Source organism: Massilia alkalitolerans DSM 17462 (assembly GCF_000427785.1).
Taxonomy (GTDB): domain Bacteria; phylum Pseudomonadota; class Gammaproteobacteria; order Burkholderiales; family Burkholderiaceae_D; genus Telluria; species Telluria alkalitolerans.
Window position 1 is genome coordinate 31,729 of the sequence record NZ_ATYR01000003.1, and the last position, 22,383, is coordinate 54,111.

At 66.5% G+C, this 22,383-nt stretch carries 17 protein-coding genes; 2 read left to right on the forward strand and 15 right to left on the reverse strand.

Going from position 1 to position 22,383, the window contains the following annotated elements:
• Positions 1–14: 14 nt before the first annotated feature.
• The 3 genes from YWC_RS0104045 to YWC_RS0104055 all read right to left on the reverse strand — a co-directional run bounded on the left by YWC_RS0104045 (position 15) and on the right by YWC_RS0104055 (position 4,324).
• The gene (locus tag YWC_RS0104045) at positions 15–2,084 is read right to left on the reverse strand and encodes a M13 family metallopeptidase (RefSeq protein ID WP_027864226.1); all 2,070 of its coding nucleotides are present in this window, start codon (positions 2,082–2,084) and stop codon (positions 15–17) included.
• A 130-nt stretch (positions 2,085–2,214) separates the two neighbouring features.
• On the reverse strand, positions 2,215–3,354 hold the full coding sequence (locus tag YWC_RS0104050; protein ID WP_027864227.1) for a branched-chain amino acid ABC transporter substrate-binding protein: 1,140 nt from the start codon (positions 3,352–3,354) through the stop codon (positions 2,215–2,217).
• A 94-nt stretch (positions 3,355–3,448) separates the two neighbouring features.
• A complete protein-coding gene (locus tag YWC_RS0104055; protein ID WP_027864228.1) occupies positions 3,449–4,324 on the reverse strand; it encodes a class I SAM-dependent methyltransferase in 876 nt (291 codons plus the stop codon).
• 315 nt (positions 4,325–4,639) lie between these two features.
• Here YWC_RS0104055 and YWC_RS0104060 point away from each other — a divergent pair, with 315 nt between their 5' ends.
• Positions 4,640–5,146: a host attachment protein gene (locus YWC_RS0104060; protein ID WP_027864229.1), complete on the forward strand. Its 507-nt coding sequence runs from the start codon at positions 4,640–4,642 to the stop codon at positions 5,144–5,146.
• 136 nt (positions 5,147–5,282) lie between these two features.
• Positions 5,283–6,251: an IS1595 family transposase gene (locus YWC_RS0104065; RefSeq protein ID WP_027864230.1), complete on the forward strand. Its 969-nt coding sequence runs from the start codon at positions 5,283–5,285 to the stop codon at positions 6,249–6,251.
• Between the two features lie 60 nt (positions 6,252–6,311).
• On the opposite strand, the gene ahpF is transcribed toward YWC_RS0104065, so the two are convergent.
• From ahpF to YWC_RS0104125, 12 genes are all read right to left on the reverse strand, one after another.
• Positions 6,312–7,895: an alkyl hydroperoxide reductase subunit F gene (gene ahpF, locus YWC_RS0104070; protein ID WP_027864231.1), complete on the reverse strand. Its 1,584-nt coding sequence runs from the start codon at positions 7,893–7,895 to the stop codon at positions 6,312–6,314.
• A 122-nt stretch (positions 7,896–8,017) separates the two neighbouring features.
• Positions 8,018–8,581, reverse strand: coding sequence for an alkyl hydroperoxide reductase subunit C (gene ahpC, locus YWC_RS0104075; RefSeq protein ID WP_027864232.1), 564 nt, complete (start codon positions 8,579–8,581; stop codon positions 8,018–8,020).
• A 292-nt stretch (positions 8,582–8,873) separates the two neighbouring features.
• Complete coding sequence (locus YWC_RS0104080; RefSeq protein ID WP_027864233.1) at positions 8,874–10,088, reverse strand: hybrid sensor histidine kinase/response regulator; 1,215 nt, start codon at positions 10,086–10,088, stop codon at positions 8,874–8,876.
• Positions 10,085–10,702 carry a chemotaxis protein CheB gene (locus YWC_RS0104085; RefSeq protein WP_211238942.1) on the reverse strand — a complete coding sequence of 206 codons (618 nt, stop codon included), beginning with the start codon at positions 10,700–10,702 and terminating at the stop codon, positions 10,085–10,087. The genes YWC_RS0104080 and YWC_RS0104085 overlap by 4 nt, the downstream gene beginning before the upstream one ends.
• Positions 10,699–11,541: a CheR family methyltransferase gene (locus tag YWC_RS0104090; protein WP_036213035.1), complete on the reverse strand. Its 843-nt coding sequence runs from the start codon at positions 11,539–11,541 to the stop codon at positions 10,699–10,701. Before YWC_RS0104090 ends, YWC_RS0104085 begins: the two co-directional genes overlap by 4 nt.
• Before the next feature lie 8 nt (positions 11,542–11,549).
• Complete coding sequence (locus YWC_RS0104095) at positions 11,550–15,017, reverse strand: response regulator (RefSeq protein WP_027864236.1); 3,468 nt, start codon at positions 15,015–15,017, stop codon at positions 11,550–11,552.
• Between the two features lie 124 nt (positions 15,018–15,141).
• A complete protein-coding gene (gene uvrA, locus YWC_RS28180) occupies positions 15,142–17,709 on the reverse strand; it encodes an excinuclease ABC subunit UvrA (RefSeq protein ID WP_036213038.1) in 2,568 nt (855 codons plus the stop codon).
• A 76-nt stretch (positions 17,710–17,785) separates the two neighbouring features.
• Entirely contained in the window at positions 17,786–19,033 is a 1,248-nt protein-coding gene (locus YWC_RS0104105; RefSeq protein WP_036213041.1) for a glycosyltransferase, read from the reverse strand.
• A gap of 15 nt (positions 19,034–19,048) precedes the next feature.
• Positions 19,049–19,585, reverse strand: coding sequence for a pyridoxamine 5'-phosphate oxidase family protein (locus tag YWC_RS0104110; RefSeq protein WP_027864238.1), 537 nt, complete (start codon positions 19,583–19,585; stop codon positions 19,049–19,051).
• 96 nt (positions 19,586–19,681) lie between these two features.
• On the reverse strand, positions 19,682–20,122 hold the full coding sequence (locus tag YWC_RS0104115; protein ID WP_027864239.1) for a MarR family winged helix-turn-helix transcriptional regulator: 441 nt from the start codon (positions 20,120–20,122) through the stop codon (positions 19,682–19,684).
• Positions 20,109–20,996, reverse strand: a complete 888-nt coding sequence (locus YWC_RS0104120) for an alpha/beta hydrolase family protein (protein WP_027864240.1) — start codon at positions 20,994–20,996, stop codon at positions 20,109–20,111. Before YWC_RS0104120 ends, YWC_RS0104115 begins: the two co-directional genes overlap by 14 nt.
• Positions 20,997–21,281: 285 nt before the next feature.
• Complete coding sequence (locus tag YWC_RS0104125; protein WP_027864241.1) at positions 21,282–22,349, reverse strand: SDR family oxidoreductase; 1,068 nt, start codon at positions 22,347–22,349, stop codon at positions 21,282–21,284.
• Positions 22,350–22,383: the final 34 nt, after the last annotated feature.

A 22,383-nucleotide genomic window follows, 5' to 3' on the forward strand; every position in this document is an offset into this window, starting at 1 on the left:
GGCCGCGCGCAGCATTACCAGAAGATCACGCGGTCCTTCGGCTCCAGGTACATCTTGTCGCCCGGCTTGACGTCGAAGGCTTCGTAGAAGCCCGGGTGGTTGCGCAGGCTGCCGTTGACGCGGAATTCCGACGGCGAGTGCGGATCCGACTTGACCTGCGAGATCAGGGCCGCGTCGCGCGCCTTGCCCTTGCGTGCCTGCGACAGGCCCATGAAGATGCGCTGCTCGGCGGTGAAGCCGTCGATCACCGGACCGGGCTTGCCCTTCAGGTAGATCTTGTAGGCGCGGCTGGCCATGATGGCGCCGGCGTTGTCGGCGATGTTCTCGCCCAGGGTCAGTTCGCCGTTCAGGTGGTAGCCCGGCAGCGGGCTGTAGCCGGCGTACTGCGACACCAGCACCTTGCCGCGTGCCGCGAACTGCTTCGCATCTTCCTCGGTCCACCAGTTGCGCAGGTTGCCGTCGCCGTCGTACTGCGAACCCTTGTCATCGAAGGCGTGGCTGATCTCGTGGCCGATCGAGATGCCGACCGAGCCGTAGTTGACCGCCGGTTCGGCGTTGGCGTCGTACAGCGGGTACTGCAGGCGCGCGGCCGGGAACACGACTTCGTTCAGGGTCGGGCTGTAGTAGGCGTTGACGGTCTGCGGCGACATGCTCCAGACACTGCGGTCGACCGGCTTGCCGAGGCGGTTCATCATGTAGTCATGGCCGAACTCGCGCGAGCGCATCACGTTGCCGACCAGGTCCCCGCACACGATCTTCAGACCCGAGTAGTCGCGCCACTTGTCCGGGTAGCCGATCTTGACGTTGATCTTCGACAGCTTGGTGTGGGCCTGCTTCTTGGTTTCCGGCGACATCCATTCCAGCTGGTCGATACCTTCGCCGAAGGCGGTGATGAAGTTCTTCGCCATGTCCAGCACCTGCTGCTTGCGCTCCGGCGGGAAATGCTGGGCCACGTAGGCCTTGCCCACCACCTCGCTCAGGTTGCGGTTGATCTCGGCGATCGCGCGCTTCTCGACCGGGCGGTTGACAGTGGCGCCACCCAGCACGCCGCCGCGGAAGGCGAAGCCCTCGTCGACGAAAGGCTGCGACAGGTAAGGCGCATAGGCGCTCAGCAGGCGGAACTCGAAATAGGACTTCCAGGTGTCCAGGGGCGTCGCGGCGATCAGCTTGTCGAGCGCGGCCACATAGCTTGGCTGGCTGACGATCACGGCATCGACCTTGCCGGCCGCGCCCACGCCCTTCAGGTAGGCGTCCCAGTCGATGCCGGGGGCCAGGGTGCGCAGCTGGGCCAGGGTGTGCTTGTTGTAGCGCTTGACCGGGTCGCGGTTCTCCACCGCGCTCCACTGCGAGCGCGCGATCTCGGTTTCCAGCGCCACGATCCGGGCAGCCTTGGCGTCGGCGTCCTGGTGGCCGGCCAGCGCCAGCATCTTGCCGATGTGCGCCTGGTATTTGGTGCGGATGTCCTTCAGGCGCGCTTCGTCCTGCAGGTAGTAGTCGCGGTTCGGCATGCCCAGGCCCGACTGCGAGATGCCCATGATGTAGCGGGTCGAATCCTTGTTGTCCTGGCCGACGCCCATGCCGAGCGGGCCGCCGACGTCGATGCGGTCGAAGCGTGCCATCAGGGCGGCCAGCTCGCGCTTGTCCTTCAGCGCATCGATGCGGACGCGTTCCGCCTTGAGCGGCGCCAGGCCGAGTTCATTGCGGCGCTTCTCGTCCACGTAGCTGGTGTAGAAGTCGCCCATCTTCTGGGCTTCCGAGCCGGCCTTGGCGTTCTTCTGGCTCGCTGCTTCGCCGATGATGGCGCTGACCTGCTGCTCGACGCGCTCCTGCGCGATGCTGAAGGCGCTCCAGCTGGAACGGTCCGACGGAATGTCGACGTCCTTCAGCCATTTGCCCTGGGTGTAGCGGAAGAAGTCATCCTGTGCGCGCACGCCGGTGTCCATGGCCGTGACTTCGATGCCGGAAGTGGCGCCCGCCAGCGCCGCGGACGGCGCCGGGGCCGCGGGCTTTGCTTCATGGGCGCCGGCTTGGGACGCCACTGCGAACAGCCCTGCGATCAAAGTGCTGCACAGACTACGTTTCATCTCTCTCTCCAGATTGTTGGTGTTGGGAACCGAACGATCCTAATCGAACTGGAGAAGCAATGCCAAGGCCATTTTTGTATGCATGTTGTTTCAAAAGCCCTGTCAATACGGGCTTCCTGCCCTGCCGGGATTATTTTCCGCGCACCACCTGCAGCTTGACCTTCTTGCCCTGGCGGTAGGTGTACAGGGTCATCGCGGCGTCACGCAGGTCGCCCTTGGCATCGAAGGCGATGCTGCCGGTGACCCCTTCGTGCCGGATGGCCGCCAGCGCAGGCAGGAAGCGTGCGGGTTCCATCGACTGGGCCTTCTGCATCGCGTCGGCAAACACCATCACCGCGTCGTAGGCATAGGGCGCATAGGTCTCGACCGGCGTGCCGTAGCGCTGGCGGAAGCGCTCGGTGAACGCGTTGAAGCGCGCCTCCTGGGCGCCGGTGACGCCACCCGCGACCGCGCAGAACACCTTGTCGTCGCCCAGCGCGTCGCCGGCCAGCAGCGGCAGCTTCTCGGAACAGACGCCGTCGCCGGACACGAATTTTGCCTGCACCCCGAGGGTCTTCATCTGCTTGAGCATGGGGCCGGCCACCGCGTCCATGCCGCCGTAGAAGATGAGGTCCGGGCGCTGGGCGCGGATCTGGGTCAGGATGGCGCTGAAGTCGGTCGCCTTGTCGTGGGTGAACTGGCGGCTGACGATGGTGGCGCCGCCGCTGCTGCGCACTTCGCGCGCGAACTGGTCCGCCAGGCCCTGGCCGAAGGCGGTGCGGTCGTCGATCACGGCGATCCGTTTTGCCTTGAGCGCGCCGAGCGCATGGCGCGCCAGCGTGCGCCCGATCAGGTTGTCGTTGGCCACCACCCGGAAGGCGGTCTTGTAGCCCTGGTTCGTGTACACCGGCGTGGTGGCGGCCGGCGAGATCTGCGGGATGCCGGCGCTGGCATAGATCTTCGAGGCCGGCACCGTCGGCCCCGAGTTCAGGTGTCCGACGACCGCAGCCACGCGCGCATCGACCAGCTTCTGGGCCACCGCCGTGCCGGTCTTCGGGTCGCTGGCGTCGTCCTCTGCCTGCAGCACCCACTTGATCTTCTTGCCGCCGATCGCGATGCCCTTGGCGTTCAGCTCGTCGATCGCCATGCGGGCGCCGTTCTCGATGTCCTTGCCCTGGTGGGCGCCGGGACCCGACAGCGGCGAAGCCGTGCCGATCCGCACTTCGGTCTGGGCGCTGACCGGCAGGGCGGCGAGCAGGAGGCAGGACAGGACGGCGGCGGCGGAACGCATGGCACCCTTTCTCGGTTGGATGCGTTCGATTGTACTGCCGCGCCGGCCTGCCACCAACCGCCATGCGTGCGCGCGGCGGTGGCGGGACTGGAGCCTAATGAAGAACGTCAGGCGTACGCTTGATGATGACGGCTTCGAGGTACTCGGCCGGCACCACCAGCGAGTTGTCGCCTGCCGTGTTGTGACGGTCGAGCAAGGCAAGCATGTCCTGCTCCAACGCCTGCTGGCCAGCCGGGTCGAGCGCGGCGAAAGCCTTGTGCACCGGTCCGTAGTAGTCGCGGAACACCTGGATCATGTGCGCTCCCGAAGCGTAGCGGAAGTTGAACATTTTCGGCTGGGCACGGATGCTGGCCGCCTCCATGCCGAACAGCTGGCGCAGATAGTCTTCCTTGCCCCACATGGCGGGCGACACCAGCCCGGCCGGTGGCGGCACATGGCGCCCGGCCGTCTTGAACAGCTGGCCGATGAAGCCCTCCGGCGTCCAGCTGGCGATGGCGATGCGCCCGCCGCCGCGTACCACCCGCATCATTTCGCTGGCGCAGCGCGCATGGTCGGGGGCGAACATCACCCCGAAGGTCGACAGCGCGACGTCGAAGCTGCCGTCGTAGAAGGGCAAGGCCTCGGCATCGGCTTCACGGAACTCGACCGTCAATCCTTCGGCCGCGGCGCGGGCGCGGCCCTTGTCGAGCAGGGCCGGCACGTAGTCGGTCGAGGTGACGCGCGCGAAGCGGCGGGCGGCGGCGAGCGTGGCATTGCCGTTGCCGGCCGCGATGTCGATCACGCGCTCGCCGGCACGGACGTCGGCGGCTTCGGCGAGCGACTCGCCGACAATCTGCAGCGTGACGCCGATGATGGCGAAGTCGCCGCTCGCCCACGTGGCCTGCTGGCGCTGCTTGATGGCGGCATAGTCGGGAACGGTGGCGTCGAGCGGCTGGCGCGGCGAGGGGGTGGAAGTACTGGGTTGGGTCATGACAGTCTCCTGAGAAATACCCGGCAGCGGGTGCATGTTTGGACAGGCAGGGAGACGGGAAGATTCGGTGCCGGGTAACTTCAGCTTAAGCCAGCGCCGTCGGAAATCCAGCCCTGTTTTTCCCGATGCTCATGCGTGCGCACGGCAGGGCCGCGTCGGTGCGCCGGGGTTCCGGAAGCGGCGATATACTGGGTTCATAGCCTGATCGACATGCACGGGAGTCGCATGCCGATTGCCGCGCCATACCTTGTTTCCGGGCGCCACTTCTGGCCGCCTGAGAACGATACTAACGATTCACTACTGACAGGGGGTAGCATGCCAACAACCTGGATTCTTTCGGCCAACAATGGCCGCGCGAGGTTCTTCGCCGAGTCCGCTGCGTCTGAGCCGTTGCTGGAAATCGAAGACATGGTCAATTCCGCGGCGCAGCTGCGCACGGTGGACACCGAGACCGACCGGCTCAGCCCGAGATCTGCCGGGGACAGCCGCCACAGCATCGGTGGCCACCAACCGGCCGGCTTCCAGCACAATGCCAAGGCGGGGGCGCCGACCAGCATGTACCAGCCGGCGCAGACGCCGGACCAGCACGCGAACGAACTGTTTGCCAAGGACGTGTCGGAGTTCCTTCTGAAAGCCCATCAGGAGGGGCGTTATCAGCAGTTGGTCATCGCGGCTTCGCCCGAATTCCTGGGCACCCTGCGCCAGAACCTCGATCCGCAAATCCAGAAGCTGGTCAAGGCCGAGTTCAACAAGGACTACACGCATTCGAACGCTCAGCAGCTGCGCGAGCAGTTGCAGGCCCAGCAAGACAAGGCCGAGTAAGCGGGGCGGTCCGGACCTACGCGCCAGCCGATGCGGCTGGCGTTTTTTATGGCGCTGTCAACCTTAACTATGGATGAGCGCGGAACTGCTGAGCTGCTTCCTGGTCGAACGNCTGTCACCACAGACGGGAACGACCATGCGCGCATCATATTTCAAGAAGTGGTTTGCCAGACTCCCCGCACTNAACCTGCCCCAGCGCCTGCAAACGCTGACCGCCCTGCATCCCGCTGCCGGGCTGGACCAGGTGATCGCCCTCATCGGCCAGATCGGCGGCACGCAGCGCCGCTGCCCCNACTGCGCCNGCGAACGTTACNACCGGCATGGGCAAGCNAANGGCNTGCAGCGCTACCGCTGCCGCGCCTGCAGCCGCACCTATAACGACCTGAGCGGCACGCCGCTGGCGCGGCTGCGGCTGCGTGAAAAATGGCTCGATTACCTGGGCACCGTGCTCGACTCGACATCGGTGCGCGCCGCCGCCGGCGAGGTCGGCATACACCGCAACACCGCCTTTCGCTGGCGCCACCGCTTCCTGGAGCGACCCAGGCATGACCAGCCGACGCGCCTGGGCGGCATCGCCGAGGCGGACGAAATGTTCATATTGGAATCGCAGAAAGGCGCGCGCAAGCTGGATCGACCGGCACGCCGGCGTGGCGGCCGAGCAGGCAAGCGCGGCATCTCACGCGAGCTCGACTGCATTCTGGTAGCGCGCGACCGCAGTGGCCAGACCGTCGATGCCGTGGTCGGCCGAGGCGCCTTGACGGCCGCGCAGCTGGANCGACACCTGCTGCCCCGGCTCGACCGGCAGGTACTGCTGGTCAGCGACGGCCATGGGGCGTACCGCAGTTTCGCCCGCAAGCATGGCATTGCGCACCAGGCGGTGAACCTGCGTGCCGGCGTGCGGGTACGCAGCGGCGTTGCCGGCGCCATCCATGTGCAGAATGTGAACGCCTATCACCAGCGCTTCCGGCAATGGTTGAGCCGCTTCCGCGGAGTCGCTTCGCGCTACCTGCCGAACTACCTGGGCTGGCGCCGGGCGCTCGACGCTGGACGGATCACGACGGTGGAGCACTTGCTGCGTCTCGCGTTCGGAGTCATCCATAGCTAAGGAGGACAGCGCCTAAAAAAAACGCCATCCCCAAGTCGGGAATGGCGTTCCTGGTGTTGCTTAAGCTGCCTTGGCTTCCTCGGCAGTGCTCTCTTCTTCCACCGGCAGGCGCATCAGGTAATCGAAGGCCGCCAGCGAGGCCTTGGCGCCCTCGCCCACCGCGATCACGATCTGCTTGAACGGCACCGTGGTCACGTCGCCGGCCGCGAACACGCCCGGGATCGAGGTCTGGCCCTTGGCGTCGACTTCGATTTCGCCGTGCGCCGACAGGTCCAGCGTGCCCTTCAGCCATTCGGCGTTCGGCACCAGGCCGATCTGGACGAACACGCCTTCCAGGTCGACGCGCTTCAGTTCGCCGCTGTTGCGGTCCTTGTACGACAGGCCGTTGACGATCTTGCCGTCGCCGTGGATCTCGGTGGTCTGGGCCGACTTGATCACGGTGACGTTCTTCAGCGAGTAGAGCTTGCGCTGCAGGACCGCATCGGCACGCAGTTCGGCGCCGAACTCGATCAGGGTCACTTCCTTGACGATGCCCGCCAGGTCGATCGCCGCTTCCACGCCCGAGTTGCCGCCGCCGATCACGGCCACGCGCTTGCCCTTGAACAGCGGGCCGTCGCAGTGCGGGCAGTAGGCCACGCCCTTGTTGCGGTACTCGCGCTCGCCCGGCACGTTGATCTCGCGCCAGCGGGCGCCGGTGGCGATGATCACCGACTTGCTCTTCAATACCGCGCCGGTTTCGGTGTGCACCTCGATCATCTTGCCTTCGACCAGCTTGTTGGCGCGCTGGGTGTTCATGATGTCGACTTCGTAGTGCTTGACGTGCTCTTCCAGGGCGACGGCGAACTTCGGGCCGTCGGTTTCCTTCATCGAGACGAAGTTCTCGATGGCGAGCGTGTCCAGCACCTGGCCGCCGAAGCGGTCGGCCAGCACGCCGGTGCGGATGCCCTTGCGGGCGGCGTAGATCGCCGCGGCCGCGCCGGCAGGACCGCCGCCGACGATCAGCACGTCGAACGGGTCTTTCTGGTTCAGCTCAGCCGCCTTGCGGGCGCCGGCGCCGGTGTCGATCTTCGACAGGATCTCTTCCACGCTGGTGCGGCCCTGGCCGAAGTGCTGGCCGTTCAGGAACATCATCGGTACCGCCATAATCTGGCGCGCTTCGACTTCGCTCTTGAACACGCCGCCGTCGATGGCGACGACCTTGATGCGTGGGTTGATGACCGACATCGCGTTGAGGGCCTGCACCACTTCCGGGCAGTTATGGCAGCTCAGCGAGATGAAGGTTTCGAATACGTAGTCGCCGTCCAGGTTCTTGATCTGGTCGATGACGGCCTGGTCCAGCTTGATCGGGTGGCCGCCCACCTGCAGCAGCGCCAGCACCAGCGAGCTGAATTCGTGGCCGAGCGGGATGCCGGCGAAATCCACGGCGATATCGGTGCCCACGCGCTTGATCGAGAACGAAGGCTTGCGGGCGTTGGTGCCGTCGGTGCGCACGGTGATCTTGTCGCTCAACGCGGCGATTTCGCGGAGCAGTTCATCCATTTCGCGCGCTTTCGGCGAATCATCCAGCGATGCAACGAGCTCAATCGGCTGCACCACTTTTTCCAGATAGGCCTGCAACTGCTTCTTGAGGGTTGCGTCCAGCATGATATTTTCCTCGACTATGACGTTGTTGTTTAAGTGTATGGCGGTGCCTGGGATCCAAAACGGATCCCTGAAATGCACCGGGCCGCCCACGGCGGCCCGGGACAGTACTACTGAACTGCTATTTAGATCTTGCCGACCAGGTCCAGCGACGGGGTCAGGGTTTCTGCGCCTTCGGTCCACTTGGCCGGGCACACTTCACCCGGGTGCGAAGCGACGTACTGGGCAGCCTTGACTTTACGCATCAGTTCCGAAGCGTCGCGGCCGATGCCGTTGTCGTGCACTTCCATGACCTTGATCTGGCCTTCCGGATTGATCACGAAGGTGCCGCGCAGTGCCATGCCTTCTTCTTCGATCATGACTTCGAAATTGCGCGACAGGGTGCCGGTCGGGTCACCGATCAGCGGGTAGTTCACTTTCTTGATGGCGTCCGAGGTGTCGTGCCATGCCTTGTGGGCGAAGTGGCTGTCGGTCGACACGCCGTAGACGTTCACGCCCATCTTTTCGAATTCAGGCTGGAAGGCAGCCAGGTCTTCCAGTTCGGTCGGGCAGACGAAGGTGAAGTCAGCCGGGTAGAACATCAGAACCGACCAGGTGCCCTTGAAGTTCTCTTCCGTCAGATCGATGAACTTGCCGTTGTGGTAAGCGGTGGCTTTGAACGGCTTGATCTGGGTGTTGATGAGGGACATGTAATCTCCTGTTTTCGGGTGGTTAAAAGATTTGATAGACGCCAGTGTACCGACCTGAGCGTCTTTTGTGAAATTGATTGATGCGATACCGCCGATTGATTTTAACTATCGAGCAAGTATTGCTCTCCCCTTGAAGGGATTATCGAGCCGGCAAGCCAGCCCAATCTGTGAGTGTGGACGAAACGACAGCGTGATGCAACCCACGCTTCGATTGAGGAGGATACGTGGGCTGTGTTACAGGATGGTTTCGTGGGTGGGCGGCAAAGCGGCCCATCCCACGGTATGGAAGAGATCAGGCCGTGGTGGCCGTATCGACCGTCTGCTCGCAGGTCGGCAGGATCAAGGAGAAGGTCGAGCCCTCCCCCGGCTTGCTGCTCACGCGCAATTCGCCGCCGTGCGAGATCGCCAGCTGGCGCGAGATGTACAGTCCCAGGCCCAGGCCCTTGGGCTCGCCGTTGCGGGCGCCGCGCTCGTAGGGCTCGAAGATGCGTTCCAGGTCGCTCTGGGCGATGCCCTTGCCCTCGTCGCGCACGTCGATCCGCACCGTGTCGTCGGCGTACTGCACGCTCACCTCGACCGGCTGCCCGCCGCCATAGCGCAGCGCATTGGTCAAGAGGTTGACCACCACCTGCTCGATGCGGAACTCGTCCCAGCAGCCCTCCACCGGCGGATGCGGCTGCAGCGACAGCTTGCAGCCGGTGGCCGCCGCCTGCAGCGACAGGTCGCTGACCACGCGTTCCAATAGATCCATCAGCTGCACCTGGCCCGGACGGATCGACAGCTGGCCGCTGCGCATGCGCGAGACGTCGAGCATGTCGTCGATAAGGCGGATCATGGCCTTGATCTGGCGCTCGTCGCGCTTGATCATAGCTTCGAACTGGTCGGGCTTGATGGTGGCCAGGGTGCCGCGCTTGAGCTGCAGGCTGCGCATCTGCGCTTCCAGGAACAGGGTGTTGAGCGGCGTGCGCAGCTCGTGCGCCACCAGCGACATGAATTCGTCGCGCATGCGCAGCGAGCGCTGCAGCTCTTCCTGGGTCTGGTTCAGTTCGCGCAGCAGGGTTTCCTGTTCCTGGCGGCTGCGCTCGATCGCGGCCATCTGGCGCTGCATCTGGCGGCGCTGCTGGTCGAGCGTGACGAACACGTTGACCTTGCTGCGCACCGCGTCCGAGTCGAGCGGCTTGTAGAGGAAGTCGACGGCGCCGGTCTCGTAGCCCTTGAAGGCGTAGTTCAGCTCGCGGCCGGCGGCCGACACGAACACGATCGGGATGGCGCGGGTACGGGACGTGGAGCGCATCATTTCGGCCAGTTCGAAGCCGTCCATCCCCGGCATCTGGACGTCGAGGATGGCCAGCGCGAAATCGTGTTCCAGCATCAGCGCCAGCGCCTCCTCGCCCGTGGAAGCCTGGAAGACGAGGCGTCCTTCGCCGCGGATCAGGGCGTCGAGGGCGCGCAGGTTTTCCGGCAGGTCGTCGACGATCAAAAGTTTGCTAGGGTCTTGCGAGCTCATAAGTTCCTCAGCATGGGAAGCAGTGTCCGGATACCGGACAGCGGCAGCACGAGATGGGGCGCGCAGCGCCGGATCGCCTCGATCGGCATGGCGCTGGCCTGGGCCTCGTCCGGGTCCTGCACGACGGTCAGTCCGCCGCGCTCGCGGATATGGCACATGCCGTCGGCGCCGTCGTGGTTGGCGCCGGTCAGCAGGATGCCGGCCAGGGCCGGGCCGTAGGCGTCGGCAGCGGATTCCATCAGCACGTCGATCGCCGGGCGCGCGAACTGCACCGGCGGCTCGCAGCTGAGCGAGAAGCAGCGGTCGCGCTCGACCGACAGATGATAGCCCGATCCGGCGAAATAGATCACGCCGGGTTCCAGCTGCTCCTTGTCGCGCGCCTCGCGCACCGGCAGCGCGGCGCGCATCTCGAACAGCTCGGCCAGGCGGCTGTCGCGGTCGGCCGGCACGTGCAGGATGCACACGACAGTGGAGCGAAAGCCAGCCGGGATGCTGGGCAGCAGCTGGAACAGCGCATCGACGCCGCCGGCCGAGCCGCCGATGACGACCAGCTCCACGCGGCGGCCGCGCAGGGCCGCGCCAACGTCCGCCAGGGCGCTCGCCGGAATGCTCACAGCGCACCCTTGCGGTAGATGCGCTCGCGCCGGGCCAGCACGTCGAAGCGGTCGGCATAGCTGGAGAACTCGATGCTCTCCTTGCTGCCCAGGCCCAGGAAGCCGCGGTAGCACAGCGACTCGTGGAACAGGCCGAGCACGCGGTCCTGCAGCTTGCGGTTGAAATAGATCAGCACATTGCGGCAGCTGACGAAATGGGTCTCCGAGAACACGGTGTCGGTGGCCAGGCTGTGGTCGGCGAAGGTCACGTTCTCGATCAGGGCGCGGTCGAACAGCGCGCCGTTGTAGGCCGCCGTGTAGTAGTCGGAAAAAGCCCGCTTGCCGCCGGCCTTCTGGTAGTTCTCGGTGTACAGGCGCATGCGTTCGAGGTTGAACACGCCGCGCCGCGCCGCCTCCAGCGATTCCGGGTTGATGTCGGTGGCGTAGATGATGGCGCGGTCGAGCAGGCCTTCTTCCTGCAACAGGATCGCCAGCGAATACACCTCCTCGCCGGTGCTGCAGCCGGCCACCCACACCTTCAGCGAGGGATAGGTCTTGAGAAAAGGCACCACGTGCTCGCGCAGCGCCAGCCAGTATTCCGGGTCGCGGAACATCTCGGTAACCGGAATCGTCAGGTACTGCAGCAGCTGGGCGAAGCCGTCCGGCTCGTGCATCACCTTGGCCTGCAGGCTCGAGACGGTATCGCAGTCCATCTCGCGCATGGCCACCAGGATGCGCCGCTTCTGCGAAGCACCCGTATAGTCCCTGAAGTCGTAGTTGTACTTCAGGTAGACGGCTTCGACCAGCATCTTCAGCTCGATGTCGAAGTCGTCCGGCGGTGTCGGATCGATGGGGCTCATTGGCGTGCTCAAATGCGTTCCAGTGTCGGCATCCACACCCGCAACAGCGAGTACAGGCGGGAGAGGTCGATCGGCTTGGCCAGGTAATCGTTGGCGCCGGCGGCCAGGCACTGCTCCTGGTCGTCCTTCATCGCCTTGGCCGTGATCGCGATGATCGGCAGGCGGTCGAAGCGGCCGTCCGCGCGGATGCGGCGGGTCGCTTCCAGCCCGTCCATGCCCGGCATCATCACGTCCATCAGCACCAGGTCGATGCCCGGCACCTCGTCGAGCTTGGCGATGGCTTCGAAGCCATTGCGGCCCACCTCGACCTTGGCGCCGCGCGATTCGAGCGCGCTGGTGAGCGCGAACACGTTGCGCACGTCGTCGTCCACCAGCAGGATGGTACGCCCTTCGAACACGCGGTCGCGTCCACGCACGGCCTTGAGCATGGTCTGGCGCTCGGACGAGAGCTCGCTTTCCACCTTGTGCAGGAACAGGGTCACCTCGTCCAGCAGGCGCTCGGGAGAACGCGCGCCCTTGATGATGATCGAGCGCGAATACTTGAGCAGCTCGGCCTCTTCATCACGGGTCAGGTTGCGGCCGGTGTACACGATCACCGGCGGGAAGGAGCAGACTTCCTCGCTGGCCATGCGCTCGAGCAGCTCGCCGCCCTGCATGTCGGGCAGTTTCAGGTCGATGATCATGCAGTCGAAGATCTGCTCCTTCAGCAGGGCCAGGGCGTCGCCGCCCATGCCGACCGCCCGGATCTCGACATCGGTGTCGGCGATCAGCTGCACCACGCTCTCGCGCTGGCGCTCGTCGTCCTCGACCAGCAGCACGCGCTTGATCTTCTGGCTCGATTTCTCCTGCAGCTTGCGGAACACCTCTTCCAGCTGCTCGCGGCTGGTGGGTTTCAGCGCATAGCCGATCGCGCCCAGGTGCAGGGCCTCGCCGCCGTTTTCCATGCTCGAGACGATGTGCACCGGGATGTGGCGGGTGGCCGGGTTGTCCTTCAGCTGCTGCAGCACCGACAGGCCGGAGCTGTCCGGCAGGCGGATGTCGAGCAGCACCGCGTCCGGCTTCTGGCTGGCGGCCAGCGCCAGGCCCTCGCCGGCGCTGAGGCCTACCAGGCAGCGGTAGTCGAGTTCGTGCGCCAGGTCGAACAGGATGCGCGCGAATTCGGGTTCGTCCTCGATCACCAGCACGGTACGGGTGCCTGCGGCAGGCAGGTCGCGGTCGTCCGCGAAGCTGGCGGCCGGCTCCATCGACGCCGGAGCACTGGTCGGCGCCGGCGTCGCCAGCGGGGCCGGCTGCGGGGCATTCAGGGCCGGCGCCGCCGGCGGGGTGGCCGCCACCGCGCCGTTGCGCGGCAGGCTCAAGGTGAACAGGCTGCCCTCGCCCGGCTGGCTCGATACGCTCAAGTTGCCACCCAGCAGGTTGGTGAGGTCGCGCGAGATCGACAGGCCCAGGCCGGTGCCGCCGAAGCGGCGGCTGGTGGTGCCGTCGGCCTGGTGGAAGGCGTCGAAAATCCTGTCCTGCTGGTCCTGGGCGATGCCGATGCCGGAATCGCGCACGCCGAACTGCACCCAGCCCTCGGGCGTCACGCCCACGGTCATGGCGACCCGGCCTTTGTCGGTGAATTTCACCGCGTTGGACAACAGGTTCTTCAGGATCTGCTCGACGCGCTGGCGGTCGGTGGTGATGGCGGCCGGCACGTTCGGGTCGATCGCCACGCTGAACTCGAGCGCCTTCTGGCGTGCGAGCGGCTCGAAGGTGCGCGCCAGGCCCTCGACCATGCGGCGTAGCGGCACCTCTTCCGGCACCAGCTCGAGCTTGCCCGCCTCGACCTTCGAGATGTCGAGGATGTCGTTGATCAGGTGCAGCAGGTCGTTGCCGGCCGAGTAGATGGTCTGGGCGAAGCGCACCTGCTCGTCATTGAGGTTGCCGCTGGCGTTGTCGGCGAGCAGCTTGGCCAGGATCAGCGAGCTGTTGAGCGGCGTGCGCAGCTCGTGCGACATATTGGCCAGGAATTCGGACTTGTAGCGGCTGGCGCGTTCCAGCTCCAGCGCGCGCTGGCGCAGCTGGTCCTGGGCGCCGGTGAGGGCCGCGTTCTTCATGTCGAGGTTCAGCGCCTGCTCGGCCAGCTGGTCGTTGGTGGCGCGCAGCTCGGACTGCTGGTTTTCCAGCGCGGTCTGCGATTCTTCCAGCGCGCGCGACTGCTCTTCCAGCTCCTCGTTGGCGGTGCGCAGCTCTTCCTGCTGGACCTGCAGTTCCTCGTTCAGGGTCTGGGTCTCTTCCAGCGCATGCTGCAGGCGCAGGCGGTACAGCACCGCGGCCATCGAAGCGCCGACCGCCGAAGCGATCAGTTCCATGAACTCGCGGTCGCGCGCGCTCACGGGATGCAGGAAACCGATCTCGATCACGCCCTTGATCTTGCCGTGGTTGTGCACCGGGGCGATCACGAGTTCGCGCGGCGGCGCGTCGCCCAGGCTCGAGGCCACCTTGATGTAGCCGTCAGGCAGGTCGTGCAGCACCAGGAGGCGGCCCTCGATCGCCGCCCGGCTGGCCAGCGAATGGCCCGGCATGATGACCTGGGCGTCGTCGGCCTTGTCGAAGGCGAAGCCGTAGGCGCCGATGCGGCGCAGGACGCCGTCCTCGCCGTGCACGTACATGGATGCGACCGCACCGTCCAGGTAGCGGACCAGGTAGCCCAGCACGGCCTCGGCCAGCGGTTCCAGCGAATGGATGCCGGCGCACAGCGCGGCCAGCTCGGTCTGGCCGGAACGCAGCCAGTCCTGGTGGCGCAGCTGGGCGTTGTGCTCGGCCTCGTGCTCCAGCGTCTCCTGGTAGGAATTCGACAGCATGACCAGCTGGCGGCGCCCGAACATGGCCAGGCCGCCGCCCACCAGCAGGCTGAGAAGCAGGAAGGAGATCACCGACCAGGTCGTGACACGGCGCGCCTCGTCGTTGCGATCGCGAAGCTGGCGGCGCTCGACGTCGAGGAATTCATCGTAGGTGCGGCGGATCTCGTCGGTCAGGATCTTGCCGCGGCCGCTGCGCACCGCGTCCAGGTAGGCCGGATCGTTGCGGCGGCGCCGTTCGATCATCTCGGCCGCGTAGTCCTTCCATTGCGTCTGCGCCGCCTGGATGCGCTTGACCCGCTCGAGCTGCTGCGGATTGTCGGACACCATCTCGGCCACGCCCAGCAAGCCGTTCTGCACGCGCTGCAGCGCCAGCAGGTAGGGCGACAGGAAGGCCTCGTCGCCGGCCAGCAGGTAGCCGCGCATGCCGGTTTCCATCTCGGCCACCAGCTTGCTGGTTTCCTGCGTACTGCCGATCACGCGCTCGGAATGCTCGACCCGGTTCAGGACATTGATCAGGTAAGCGATGATGCCGACGAACACGATCGCGGTGACGACGCTCATTCCCAGCGGCAGGGCGACGTTGCGGCTCAGGATGCGGCGAAATTGTGAATTATCGATGGAGGGGCCGGCCATGCGTGACGAAAAGTTAGGGAAAAAATATCCCAAGTGTAACGCATGGTCGTATTTTCCGTCACACAATTGGATGAATGATCGACATCTCAATTGTTAATACGGAAATTAGATTCCGACGAATCCTTTATGCAAGGTGGGTCGCAAGATACGGCGCCGTGCGGCTGGCCTTGCAGCGCGCCACCTCTTCCGGCGGCCCGGCGCAGATCAGCTTGCCCCCCTCGTCGCCCGCTCCAGGGCCGACATCGATCACCCAGTCGCAGCCCGCCACCACGCGCATGGTGTGCTCGACCACGATCACCGTGTTGCCGGCGTCGACCAGGCGGTTCAATTGCGCCACCAGGCGGTCGGCATCACGCGGGTGCAGGCCGGTGGTCGGCTCGTCCAGCACGTACAGGGTATTGCCGCGCCCGGCGCGCTGCAGCTCGGCCGCCAGCTTGATGCGCTGCGCCTCGCCGCCCGACAGTTCGGTCGCCGGCTGGCCCAGGCGCAGGTAGTCCAGGCCGACTTCACGCAGCACCTCGAGCGAGCGCTCCACTAGCGGCTCGCCCTCGAAGAAGCGAATCGCCTCGCCCACCGTCATGCCCAGCACCTCGGCGATGTTCTTGCCGCGGTAGCGCACCTCCAGGGTCTTGGCGTTGTAGCGCGCGCCTTCGCAGGTCGGGCATGGCGCATACACGCTGGGCAGGAACAGCAGCTCGACCATGACGAAACCCTCGCCGGCGCAGTGCTCGCAGCGCCCCTTGGCCACGTTGAAGGAGAATCGGCCGGCGTCATAGCGGCGCTTCTTCGCGTCCGGCGTGGCGGCAAACAGCTTGCGCACCTGGTCGAACAGGCCGGTATAGGTGGCCAGGTTGGAGCGCGGGGTGCGGCCGATCGGCTTCTGGTCGACCCGCACCATGCGCCGTATCCCCTCCATGCCGGCGACGATGCGGCCTTCGAGCGGCAAGGCGGCTTCCTGTTCCAGGCCCGGTTCTTCGACCTCCGGGGCATCGGTCTCCGGCGCGCCCTGGCCGAGGGCGGCGCTGACCAGCTCCACCAGCACCTGGCTGACCAGGCTCGACTTGCCGGAACCGGACACGCCGGTGACGGCCGTCAGCACGCCGAGCGGGAAGTCGGCGCTGATGCCGTCGAGGTTATTGCGGCGCACGCCCTCCAGGCGCAGCCAGCCGAGCGGCTGGCGCGGCGCGCGTTTTTCCAATGGCGCTTCGTTGAACAGGTAGCGCCGCGTCTGCGAGTCCGCGACCTTCTTCAATCCGTCGGGTTCGCCGCTGTACAGCACCTGCCCGCCCTTCTCGCCCGCTTGCGGGCCGACGTCGACGATCCAGTCGGCCTGGCGGATCACGTCGAGCGCGTGCTCGACCACGAACAGCGAGTTGCCGGCGCTCTTCAACTGTGCGAGCGCGTCGAGCAGGGCTTCGGTATCGGCCGGGTGCAGGCCGGCCGAAGGCTCGTCCAGCACGTAGACCACGCCGAACAGGTTGGAGCGCACCTGGGTCGCCAGGCGCAGGCGCTGCAGCTCGCCCGGCGACAGGGTCGGCGTGCTGCGTTCCAGCGCCAGGTAGCCAAGGCCCAGGTCGAGCAGCACGCGCAGGCGCGCGCACAGGTCCTGTGCGATGCGCTGGGTAACGATCATCTGTTCGGGGTGTTCTTTTGCGCGGGTCTTGTCCTTGGCCGCCTCGCCCGCCGCGTAGGGCTGCAACAGCTCGCTGAGCCGCGCCAGCGGCATGCGCGACAGTTCCATGATGTCGATGCCGGCAAAGGTGACCGACAGCGCTTCCTGGCGCAGGCGCTTGCCGCGGCACAGCGGGCATTCGGTCGAGACCATGTAGCGCGCCACGCGCTTCTTCATCGAGGCGCTTTCGGTATTGGCGAAGGTCTGCAGCACGTAGCGGCGCGCGCCGGTGAAGGTGCCCTGGTAGCTGGGCGTGTCCTTGCGCTTGAGCGCCGCCTTCGTTTCCTTGGGCGTGAGGCCGGCGTAGACCGGCACGGTCGGGGTCTCGTCGGTGAACAGGATCCAGTCGCGGTCCTTCTTCGGCAAGTCGCGCCAGGGGGTATCGACGTCGTAACCCATGGTGACGAGGATGTCGCGCAGGTTCTGGCCATGCCAGGCCGGCGGCCAGGCGGCCACCGCGCGCTCGCGGATGGTGAGCGAATCGTCCGGCACCAGCGATTGTTCCGTCACTTCGTAGACCCGGCCCAGGCCCGAGCACTGCGGGCAGGCGCCTTCCGGCGTATTCGGCGAAAAGGACTCCGCGTACAAGAGTTCCTGGCCAGGCGGATAGTCGCCGGCGCGCGAATACAGCATGCGCAGGGAATTCGACAGCGTGCTCACGCTCCCCACCGAAGAGCGCGCGGTGGGCGAACCGCGCTGCTGCTGCAGGGCCACCGCCGGCGGCAGGCCGTCGATCTCGTCGACCTCGGGCACCGGCATCTGGTGGAACAGGCGGCGCGCATAGGGCGACACCGATTCCAGGTAGCGGCGCTGGGCTTCCGCGTACAGGGTGCCGAAGGCGAGCGAGGACTTGCCCGAGCCGGACACGCCGGTAAACACCACCAGGCTGCCCCTCGGGATGTCGACGTCGACATTCTTCAGGTTGTGTTCGCGGGCGCCGCGCACCCGGACGTAGCCTGCGCGGCTTTCGCCCGCGGTGGAAGAATGGTCGTGCTTGTGGCCCGTCGGCTTGTCGCGCATGATTTCCCCGGCATCGTGAGGTCGATCCCGTATTACAGCCGACGTCCAAGGAATTGTCCGTGCGTTTAGCAACAGTTCAGCGCACAAGCGAGGTCAAGCGCTCGCACATGGGCGCCAGGTCCGCCGGTCCGCATAGCGCGGCGACCTTGCGGCAGGCTTCGTTCACATCATTATTGTCAACAACTTCTGCCAGCCGCTTCTCGAGCCGCCGTGATGTCAGTCGAGCGGCGTTCAGGCTGGCGCCCACACCCAGCGCCCTCACCCTTGCCGCGTTGTCGAACTGGTCGTGCGCCAGCGGCACCACCAGCTGCGGCGTGCCGGCGCGCAGGGCTTCGGCCGTGGTGCCGATGCCGCCATGGTGCACCAGCGCCGCCACGTGCGGCAGCAAGGCGCGCAGCGGCACGTAGTCCTGCCACAGCACCGGCGTCGGCAGCTGGGCCGGCAGCTGCTCGCGGTGCGGCGTCAACAGGATGGCGCGCAGGCCACGCCGGGCGCAGGCGTCCAGGGCGCAGCGGAAGTAATGGGCCGCCTGGCGGTTGCCGGTGCCGGGCGTGAACACCACCGGCTTGGGCCCCTCCTCCAGGAAGCGCGCCACTTGCGGCGACAGCTCGGCCTGGGGCGATGGGTCGAACAAGGGAAAGCCGGCGCGCGCCAAAGGCTGCGGCCAGTCTGGCTGGGTCGGCGCAAACCAGTCGGGGAACAGGGTCACGGACAGGTCGGGCACCTGCACGATGTGTTCGATCAGGCTGGCGACCGGCGCCAGCCCGTGCGAGGCCCGCGCCGCGTTCACGTCGGGCAGCGAAACCGGATCGATCAGGGCTTTGCCGGTGCGTCGCCACAGCCAGCGGCGCGCGCCCAGCGGCACCCAGCGCGGCACCGGATACGGCCCGAGTATGAGCGGGTCATGCACGGTCGGCAGGTTGGATGGCGCCAGGTAGATTGCCGCGACTTTCAGGCCGGGCCGCTGCGCACGACACAGGTCCGCTTCCGGCAGCGCGAGCGGATGCGCCAGCAGCACGACCTGCTCGTCCTGCGGCAGCGCGGCCACGAAAGCGGGAATCTGCGCCATCGCCGGGCGCGTGGCGCGCCACACCACGGCCAGGCCGCGCGTGGGGTGCCACAGGTCGGGATGGTCGAGCACCGCTTCGTCGGCCGGCAGGCCGTGGAAGGTCAGGCCGGTCGGCTCCACGAAAGGCGCATGCTGTACCGGCCCGAGCATGCTGACCCGGTGTCCGCCCTCGCGCAGCGCCAGCGCCACGCGCATGAAGGGAAACAGGTCGCCGGCCGAGCCGATGGTGACGACGACGAAGTGCAACTGCGGCATCGCAAAGCCCGCCCGTCAGAAGCTGAGCGTGCCCTCGATCGAATCGTCGAGCGTCTTGCCGAGCACCGCGCCGACCACCACCTTGGCGCCGGCCACCGCGTCGCCATGCTTGTTGTCCCAGTAGTAGCCCTGGCGCGGGATCACGCGGATAGCGGTGATGCGCGGGTCGTCCTCGCCCTCCGTGAACCAGGTCTTGAGCATGAAGTTCCACAATTCCTTGATGCGCTGGCGGTCGGTGATCACCTCGGCATAGCCGTCGAGCTCGAGGAAGCCGGAATGCGCGCCCTGCTGGAAATACAGTTTCACAGCCGGGTGCGCCGCGATTTCTGCGTTCTTGTGGCTGTCGCTGGCGCTCAGGAACCAGAGCTGGCCGGCGTCGTCCACCTCGCGCACGCTCATCGGGCGCACGCCACGGCTCGGTCCGGCGCCGCCCTGGGTGACGAAGAAGCAGCTGTCGGCGTCGTCGGCCATGTCCTTGAGGCGCTGCACGGCCTGCTCGCCGCTGAGGTCGAGGCGGTTCTGTTCCGGCTGGTTGCGGTTGATCGAATCCATGAAGTCTCCCGGTAGGCGTAAGCGGATAGGAGGACTCTACCCGCGATGTGCTTGCGGGTATGTGAACGGACGTACACTGACGGTCGAAACGCCCGGTCAATCCTGTGACGCGCCCGGCTCCAGCGCCGCCGCCTGGGCCAGCCATCGCGCCACGGTCTGCAGTTCTTCCGGCGTGAAGCCTTCCGCCAGGCGTGCATTCAGCTCGACCAGCACTTCCCCGGCGCGGGTGCCGGCTTCCCGGCCGCTGCCGGTCATCCGCAGGCGCGTCAGCCGCGCGTCGTGCGCATCGGCCACGCGCTCGACCATCCCGGCCGCCTGCATGCGCTTGGACAGGTTGGTGACGGCGGCGGGCGCCACGCCCAGTTCCGTGGCGATCTCCCCCACTGCGGCGTCGCCGCGCGCGCGCAGCACGAACAGCAGGCCGACCTGGGCCGCGCTGATGCCTTCCCAGGATTCGGGCCGCGCCTCGATCCAGCGCTGCAGGGCGCGCTGCGCGCGGCCCAGCAGCTGGACGAAGCGGGGTTTAGCCGCTGGCATGCGCGACCTCCCGCGCCTGGGTGGCCCTGGCATGCAGCCAGTCGGCCACCTGCGGCCACAGCGCCGCTTCGCAGCGGCGCCGGAAGAAGCCCATGTGCCCCACCGCCGGCACGCCGGCCGCACGCGGGTCGATGTTGCGGCGCTCCAGCTGCGCATTGACCAGGTGCGACACCAGCATGTCGACCGCCACCGGGTTGGCCCAGGGATCGTCGTCGAAGCCCAGCACCAGCAGCGGGATGTCGACCCGGGCCATGCGGCGCGCGGCGTCGAGCGCCGGGTCATCGAAAAAGTAGCGCGGCAACGCGGTCCACCGGGCCCATTGCAGCATGACGCCGCGCGGCAGGTCTTCGCCCAGGCCGATGCGGCGTCCCGGCATGTAGCCGAGCAGCGCGCACAGGAGCGGCGCCAGCACGCGCAGCACGAAGCGCACGCGCAGGCGCTCGCCAAAGCCGCGCACGGTGCGGCTGGCGCCCGCATGGGACGCCACCAGCACCGCGGCGCGCAGGCGCGCGCTCTCGGGCGACAGGCCGATCGCATGGCCGCCCACGCTGTGCCCCACCGCCAGCAGCGGCGAGCCGGGGAAGCGCTCCTCGGTCCAGCGCGTGACGGCGGCGACGTCCTTGTCGATCCAGTCCGTCATGCTCGCCTTGAAGCCGCGCAGGCTGTGCGGGCGCGAGCGCCCGGTGCCGCGGTAGTCGTAGGTCACAACATTGAATCCGCGCCCCGCCAGCCAGGCCGCGAAAGGCGCGTAATAGGCCTGCGTGACCGCGGTCGCCGGATGCAGGATGACGGTGGCGGCGGCACCGGGCGCCGACCAGCAGCTGGCTTCGACCGGGATCCTGCCGGCGGGAATCGAGAGATGTTCGGCTTGCATGGCAGCGATATCGCCCATTTCGTTAACGTGTTAACGAATTTAGCACCAAGCAGCTTGCGGCGCAACCTCATGTCGTCGCGATGGCTTAACAGCTAGTTGAACTTGGGCCCCGGACTTCGCCGGGGCGACGGTCTCACTGCAAACTATAAGAACAACGTCAGCTTTGTTCTACTGTTGCCCCAAAGACCGTCATCCCGGCGAAGGCGTGAACAATGCCACTGGCATTGTTCACTCCAATTCCGCACCGCAGCCAACAGCTCATCCGGCGGCCAACGAAGATGGAATTCAAGGAATCAGGCGTGCCGCGCGCAGCTGCCCGAACAGGTCGAAGAAGGAGTCGTCGGTGGCCTGGTAAGCCGTGAAGCCGAGCTTGCGGCTGCGCGCCATGTCGGTCATCACCTCGATCGGGCGGCCCAGGTCGAGGTCGGTATGCCAGGGCGACGCCAGGCGATCGAGGTCGGCTTCCGCCAAGCCGTGGCGCGCGGCGATGTCGCGCCACAGCGCATGGTCGTTCGCCATCGCGCTTTCCAACGGCTGCACCGTGCCGTTGAAGCCCGCGGCCTGCACGCCAAAATAGTCGGCGATGCGGCCCCACAGCCAGCTCCAGCGGAACAGGTCGCCGTTGACGATGTTGAAGGCTTCGTTGCGCGCCGCGTCGGTATTCGCCGCCCAGACCAGCTGCCTGGCCAGCATGCGCGCGTCGGTGACGTCGGACAGGCCGTTCCACTGCGCGCCAGAGCCGGGGAACTGGAACGGGCGCCCGGTCTCCCTGCAGATGGTGGCGTACACGGCCAGCGTGGTGCCGAGGTTCATGGCATTGCCGACCGCCATGCCGATGACCGTGTGCGGGCGGTGGACGGTCCAGGTAAAGCGGTCGCGCTCGGCGGCTGCGTAGACCTCGTCTTCCTGGGCATAGTAGAAATTTTCGACCGGCAGGCGCGGCTGGCTTTCGCGCAGCGGCGTGTCCGGCAGCGTGCCGGAAGCGGCATAGGCTTCGAAGGGGCCGAGGTAGTGCTTCAGGCCGGTGACCAGGGCCACGTGGCGCAGCGACTTCTTGCTCGACAAGGTGGAGAGCAGGTTGCGCACCATGGCCGCGTTGACGCGGATGTTCTCGCTTTCCGTGGCCTGGCGCATCCAGGTGGTGATGAAGACATGGGTGGGCGCGACATCGGCCAGCGCGGCAGCCAGCCCTGCCTCGTCGAGCAGGTCGGCCGCGACCGGCGTCACGCCCGGAACATCATTGCCGGGACGGCGCGCCAGTCCGTAGACCTGCCAGCCGTCCGCCACCAGGGCTTTCGCCGTGTAGTTCCCGCCGATCCCGCTAGCGCCTACTACCAGTGCAGTTCGTTGCATTGCCGTTTCCTTCCGTATCAAAGGAAAAACGGTA